The organism is Saccharopolyspora sp. (assembly GCF_017434145.1).
Lineage (GTDB): Bacteria > Actinomycetota > Actinomycetes > Mycobacteriales > Pseudonocardiaceae > Saccharopolyspora_C > Saccharopolyspora_C galaxeae.
Window position 1 is genome coordinate 1 of sequence record NZ_JAFRFW010000561.1, and the last position, 5871, is coordinate 5871.

Annotated in this window: 8 protein-coding genes; 3 read left to right on the forward strand and 5 right to left on the reverse strand. The window is 70.5% G+C overall.

Going from position 1 to position 5871, the window contains the following annotated elements:
* Positions 1 to 148: 148 nt before the first annotated feature.
* Positions 149 to 1048 carry a serine hydrolase gene (locus tag IJH84_RS15480; RefSeq protein WP_295145660.1) on the reverse strand — a complete coding sequence of 300 codons (900 nt, stop codon included), beginning with the start codon at positions 1046 to 1048 and terminating at the stop codon, positions 149 to 151.
* Entirely contained in the window at positions 1030 to 1929 is a 900-nt protein-coding gene (locus tag IJH84_RS15485) for a LysR family transcriptional regulator (RefSeq protein WP_295145662.1), read from the reverse strand. Before IJH84_RS15485 ends, IJH84_RS15480 begins: the two co-directional genes overlap by 19 nt.
* A gap of 97 nt (positions 1930 to 2026) precedes the next feature.
* Here IJH84_RS15485 and bla point away from each other — a divergent pair, with 97 nt between their 5' ends.
* Positions 2027 to 2968 (forward strand): class A beta-lactamase, encoded by a 942-nt coding sequence (gene bla / locus IJH84_RS15490; protein WP_295145664.1) that lies wholly within the window; start codon positions 2027 to 2029, stop codon positions 2966 to 2968.
* Between the two features lies 1 nt (position 2969).
* On the opposite strand, the gene IJH84_RS15495 is transcribed toward bla, so the two are convergent.
* The 3 genes from IJH84_RS15495 to IJH84_RS15505 form a co-directional block, all read right to left on the reverse strand.
* On the reverse strand, positions 2970 to 3860 hold the full coding sequence (locus IJH84_RS15495) for a serine/threonine-protein kinase (RefSeq protein ID WP_295145666.1): 891 nt from the start codon (positions 3858 to 3860) through the stop codon (positions 2970 to 2972).
* 33 nt (positions 3861 to 3893) lie between these two features.
* Positions 3894 to 4097 (reverse strand): hypothetical protein, encoded by a 204-nt coding sequence (locus tag IJH84_RS15500; RefSeq protein ID WP_295145668.1) that lies wholly within the window; start codon positions 4095 to 4097, stop codon positions 3894 to 3896.
* Positions 4098 to 4300: 203 nt separating this feature from the next.
* Positions 4301 to 4528, reverse strand: a complete 228-nt coding sequence (locus IJH84_RS15505) for a hypothetical protein (protein WP_295145670.1) — start codon at positions 4526 to 4528, stop codon at positions 4301 to 4303.
* 61 nt (positions 4529 to 4589) lie between these two features.
* Here IJH84_RS15505 and IJH84_RS15510 point away from each other — a divergent pair, with 61 nt between their 5' ends.
* Both IJH84_RS15510 and IJH84_RS15515 read left to right on the forward strand, forming a co-directional pair.
* Positions 4590 to 4895 (forward strand): hypothetical protein, encoded by a 306-nt coding sequence (locus IJH84_RS15510; RefSeq protein ID WP_295145672.1) that lies wholly within the window; start codon positions 4590 to 4592, stop codon positions 4893 to 4895.
* A gap of 7 nt (positions 4896 to 4902) precedes the next feature.
* Positions 4903 to 5871: hypothetical protein (locus IJH84_RS15515; RefSeq protein ID WP_295145674.1), on the forward strand; the 969-nt coding region annotated here is incomplete at its 3' end.

The window sequence follows — 5871 nt, forward strand, 5'->3', positions numbered from 1 at the left end:
ACCGCATCGTGCTCGGCGGGCAGCTCGCGGCCGCCGCAGCGCTGGTCGCGGGGTTCATCGCGTTCCGCCGGAAGCGCTGAATCGTCGGGAAAAGTCCGCATCGTCAGGGAAAGTCCGCGACGACTCGGCCTCGGCGGGCGGGATTCGCTCACCGCCGCAAGTGGTCCCGCAACGTCCGCGCCACCCGCGCCATGAGCACTTCCGCTTCGGGTTGAGTCGCCGCGGGCACGCTGGACTCGGTGAGCGCCGCGATCGCGAACGCGCGCCCATCGGCGTGCTCGACGACACCGGCTTCGTGCCGCAGGTTCAGCAACGTCCCCGTTTTCGACGACCACGTGGCGGCGTCGGAGATGAAGTCCGGTGCCAGCCGTTGCCGGATCAGGTTGCTGCCCATCAGCTCCCGCACCCGCGCGGCGACCTGCTCGTCGATCTGCGACGGCGTCCACAGCGCTTGCAGCAGGTCGGCGAACGCGCGCGCCGTCCCGGAGTTCGCGCGCGTGACGTCCAGCTGCGCGATCTCGTGCCCGCGCCCTTCGGTCCAGGCGCCGATGGCCAGCGAGTGCGCGAGGTGCGCCCGTGCCGGGTCGAACCGTTCCGCAGGCGTGTCCGCGAGATCGCCGATCCGGTGCCGGGCGGTGATTCCGCGCAACCCCCACGCCCGCATGGCCCGCGTGACCTCGGCGGGCGGGGTGAGGTCGAACAGTGCGTCGGCGGCCACGTTGTCGCTTATCGCCATGCTCAGGTAGAGCAGGTCGTCGATCGCGATCTGCGCGGGGTGGCGGAACCTGGTCAGCCCGGTCGGGCCCGGGGTGCTGATCCGGCCCGGCTGCACCCGCAGTTCTTGCGCGCCGTCGAGTTCGCCGAGCCGGATGCGTTCCAGGGTGGCGGCGGCCAGCGGCACTTTGATCAGTGAGGCGACCGGGTAGGCGAGGTCGGGCTCGATGCCGATCTCGTGCCCGGAGTGCAGGTCGCGCACCAGGAACGAGCCGCGCAGCCCGCCTTCTTCGAGTTCGGCGACGAGTCCGCTGATCAGCTTTTCGGCGTGCATCCCTGCTCCTGCTCGTCCGCCCCGAGGCAGCGCGCGACGCCCGACCACAGCAGCGTCCGCAGTTTTTCCGCGTCGTCACCGACTTCTGCGGCGATCTCGAAGCCGCGCGCGAGCTGCACCTCGGCGATCGGCCGCCACCGAAGCCCGAATTCCGCGGCTTGCGCCGCCGAGCACAGCAGCAGGTCCGCCGACCCGAAGACTTCTGCGACGGCCGAGGTCAGCGACTCGGCGACGGTCACTTGCGCGGGTCGCAACCCCACGGAGTTGCGGACCCGAAACAGCCGGTCCCGGATGTGCGGCACGTCGTCCTCCGGCTGGATCCACACCCGGCGCCGCGGCGTCCGCCCGGAACGCCCGACGCGCAGCGTCTCCAGGTGCACGGCTCCGGACGGCAGGTCGACCGCGCTGCCCACCCCGAGCAATACCGTCCAGCTCGCCTCGTCGGGCGGTACTGCGGTGAGCGCGGCGCGCACGTCCTGCGTGCGCAGCAGGTCGACTCGCTCACCGGGGGCGGCGAGCCGGAATTCGAGGAACAGCTCGCTGGCGCGGGCTTCCGCGTCGAGTTCGGCGAGTTCCCGGTTTCCGCAGGTCGCGGGCATCGCCACCGGAAGTTCGCGGAGCCGCGCACGTTCCGCGGCCTGTTCCATCGCGTCGGCGAGCCGCATCAGCCGCCGCGCCCACGGCAGCATGTCGCGGCCGAACGGGGTGAGGTGTGCGCGCCGGGAGCTGCGGTCGAAAAGCCGCTCGCCGAGGTGTCGTTCCAGCGCGGCGACCCGGCGGCTGGCCACCGGCTGCGGGATGCCGGCCGCGGCGGATCCGCGGGTGAAGCTGCCGAGTTCGCTCACGCTCACGAACGCTTTGCAGCCGCCGACCAGGTCCACTGCAGCAGTCTATGCCGGTTCCGCATGGAAGTGTTCATTCCCGTCTTGGACGGCATGAGCGGGTGCGCAGCAGACTGGCCGCATGAAAGGAATTTCCGTGCACATACGACACTTCCGGCAGTCCGCGGTCGCCTTGTCGGCGCTGTTCGCGCTCGTCGGCTGCGCGGGCGTCGAGGCTCCGGCGCCGGGAACGGGGGCGCCGAACGTCGGGGCTCCGAACGCGGCGGCCCAGAACGCTCCTGCGGCCCGCCCGGACACTTCCACCGATGAGGATTTCGCGCGGCTGGAGCAGCAGTTCGGCGCCCGCCTCGGCGTGTACGCGGTGGACACGGCCACCGGCGAGGAGATCGCCCACCGCGCCGACGACCGCTTCGCCTACGCCTCCACGCACAAGGCGTTCTCCGGCGCAGCGGTGTTGCAGCGCAACGAGGTCGGCGAGCTGAACCGGCGGATCACCTACTCCGAGGCCGACTTGCTGCCGCATTCCCCGGTCACGGAAAAGCACGTCGGCACCGGCTTGCCGCTGCGCGAGGTGATCGGCGCCGCGATCCGCCACAGCGACAACACCGCCGCGAACCTGCTGTTCCGCGAGCTCGGCGGTCCGCCCGAGTTGCAGCGGGCGATGCGCGCCATCGGCGACGCGACCATCCACGTCGATCGGACGGAGCCGGACCTGAACCGGACCAGCCCGGGCGACATCCGCGACACGAGCACTCCGCGCGCCATGGCCGAAACGCTGCGCAAGCTCACCGTCGGCAACGTCCTGCCGCAGGACAAGCGCGGCATCCTCAACGAGATGCTGCGCACCGCCCAGCTCACCGACGACCTGATCCGCGCGGGCGTGCCCGCGGACTGGGAGGTCGGCGACAAATCCGGCGCCGCCGACTACGCGACGCGCAACGACATCGCCGTGATCCGCCCGCCCGGCCGCGCGCCGATCATGCTCGCGGTCATGTCGGACAAGGCGGATGAGGACGCGGACTACGACAACGCCCTGATCGCCCAGGCGGCCCGCGTGGTCGCCGACGACCTGCGTTGATTCAGGCCGCGGGGTCGATGCCGGACCAGGAGATGAGCCGGTCCGCGACTTCCGCGACGCTCGGCCTCGCCGTCGGATCGGCGAGGAGGCAGGCGTCCACGGTGCGCGACAGTCGCGCGGGCAGGCGACGCTTGGTCCGCAGCGGCGGCGGGGCCTCGTCCAGCTGCGGGTAGTACCGCGAGCCGTCCGCGCGGTGTTGCCGGTGCGGCACGTCCGACCACGGCGGAGCTCCGGAAAGCGCCTCGTGCAGGGTGATTCCGAGTCCCCAGACGTCGGTGGCCGCGGTCATCTCGCCGCCGCGGGCCTGCTCGGGCGAGAGGTAGTCGAAGGTGCCCGCGGTGCTGCGCTCGCCGATCCGGCAGGCCAGGCTCAGGTCCAGCAGCACCGCGCGGCCGCCCGCGGAGACCACATTGGACGGTTTGACGTCGAGGTGCGCCCAGCCCTGCCGGTGCAGGTAACCCAGCACCGAGCAGAGCTGGACGCCGAGGATCGCCGCGTCCACCGGCCGCAGCCGTCCGTGCTGCTCGACGAGGTAGCTCAGCGTCGCGCCCGGCAGCGTTTCGCTGATCACCACGGGCCGCACCGGGTCGTTGCTGAGCACGGTTTCGTAGCCGCGCACCAGGTGCGGATGCGCGAGCGAGGTCAGCAGCATTCCCTCGTTGCGCAGCCACCCGGCCGCCGTGTCGTCCTCGGCGCGTTCCGGGCGGAGAGTTTTGCCGACGCACCGGCACTGCCGCTGCTCGCTCCACAGGTCGTAGACGTCGAGCCGATTTCCCCGCCGCAGCAGGGAAATCACGCGATATCCGGGCGCCGGCGCATCGCCGGGTTCCAGCGGAGGACCGGGAGGTCCCCAATCGTCGTCTTCGCCGTAGTAGGAGCTGACCGCGCTCACCGCGCGCCGCCTGCTGTCCAGTGCAAAATCCGCTCAGCTGCGGCTGCGGCGCCTGCCGGAGCCGCTGTGGGAGCGGTGCCGACGGCGGTGGTCGGAGCCGCTGCCGGAGCGGTGGCGCCGCCGGTGGTCCGAGCCGGAGCCGCTGCCGGAGCGGCGCCGCCGGTGCCCGTCGCTGCCGTGCGACTTGTGGCTGTGCTTGGCTGGCGAGAGCGAGTGGAACAGCTTGCCCAGGTCCATCGTCTTCTCCTCCTCGACGGGTCGGCCGCCGAGTCTGCCACGGCGCGCACGCCCGAGATCATCTACCGCCCGCCAGACTACGCGAAAGATCGGACATACCGGACGGTTTCTTCGTTCGAACCTCCGGGGTGAAGGACTCGTTCGCCCGGCCTGTCGGGGCGCCGGGCGGCTGCTCCGTGCCTCGCGACCGGCGCATGGATCGGCTACTCCGCTGCCGCATTGATCGTGCTCGTAGGCGGCTCACTGCTGGCGACGGGGATCGGGCCTGTCGCGGGCCTGGCGATCGGATTCCTCGGATACGCCGGAGTGATCGTGCTCAGCGCGATCGGCGGCAGCAAAGCCAATAGGGCGGCCAAACAAGCCGAAAACAGCTGAACCGGCGGATCTCCGGCCTCGCCGGTCGAATGCTCGTCGAAGATCGCCGCGGCCATCCGGGTGATGGGTAGAACTACGCTCCACCTGGGCAAAAGCGTCCGATACCGTGCGGCCGACGTGGTCGACCAGGGGAGGACGATCGTGGCCGGGTACGAAGTGTCACCGGAGCTGCTCGAGCGGACGCGCGACACCCTTGATGGTGGCGTGAAAGGACTGGACGGCATCGCCGACGAACCGGCACCCGGAATCGACGCCGGGGAATCCACGCCCACCGTCGCGGAAACGCTAGGTGCGCTGCTTGAGGCCAGTGCCGGGGTGCTGGCGGGTGTGCAGGAGATGGCCGGCGATGTGCAGGCCACCCGCGACCGGTACTTGAGCGATGACGATGCCGCGGCAGAGTTGTTCGGCCGCCCGGGGCAGTGAGGCGCTGATGACGGCGATCAACACGCAGATCCTCGCCGACGCTCCTTCGGCGCGGGAGGGCGCGAAGTATCTGAAGCGGTTGGCAGAGGCGAACCGGGATGCGGCGACCGCGGTCCGCCGCGGTCGTTCGGAATCCGAGGAATGGACGGGCAAAGCCGCCGACGCCTTCCGCGGCCTGGCTGAGCGCACCGGTCGCGACACCGACGAACTGGCTCGCATCACCGACAAGGTCGCGCGTGCCTTGGACAGCTTCGCCGACAACATCGGCACCTGTGTGTCCAGAATGGACGATGCTCGGCAAGCGGCCGCGGAAGGCGGGTTGTCCGTGCGGGGCTGGTGGATCGAGAAGCCACCTGGCGATCCCGTGCAGTCGGCGCCGGAGGGAGCGGGCAGTCCATCCTTGCCCGGGCTGGACCCGGCCTATCACCGGCAGAAAGAGGCCGAGGCCAAGCTGGACGCATGGGAAGAGGTCGGCGGCCTGGTCAGCTGGGCGAGGCGCCTCGAACGAACCGCGCACGAGGAACTCAACTCCGCGTTGACCGACGCCAACGACCTGGTCAAGTCGCTGATCAAGCTGTCGACCTGGTTCGCGAACGCCGTCGCGGGGGTGGGGGCGTTGCACGGTGCGGCGACGAAGCTGCAGGGCATGGCCGACGAGCGGCGGGCTTTCGTGGAAAATTTCCAGAAGTGGTCGGCGGACTCGACGTTGTCCGCGTCCGCCCGCCAAGCTCATCTCGACAACCTCTACAGGAGCATCGGGCTCACCGAGCGGCAGGCAGCCTCCAACGCCGAAGTGCTCGGCAACCTCGGCAACACCAGGGGCGGAAAGCTGATCTTCGACCCGCTGGCCAAGACCTTCGGTGGTTCGAAGCCGGGTGTCGCGCGAGGTATCGGCCGGATGGGTTCCGTGCCCGGCGCCATCCTGACCGGCGTCGAGGCGGGCAGGCAGATCATTTTCGAGGGCAAGCCTGTCGGG

Bases quoted from the DNA above. Each gene is read 5' to 3' on its own strand.
- IJH84_RS15480 (WP_295145660.1), bottom strand. From the start codon at position 1,048: ATGCACGCCGAAAAGCTGATCAGCGGACTCGTCGCCGAACTCGAAGAA.
- IJH84_RS15500 (WP_295145668.1), bottom strand. From the start codon at position 4,097: ATGGACCTGGGCAAGCTGTTCCACTCGCTCTCGCCAGCCAAGCACAGC.
- IJH84_RS15505 (WP_295145670.1), bottom strand. From the start codon at position 4,528: ATGGCCGCGGCGATCTTCGACGAGCATTCGACCGGCGAGGCCGGAGAT.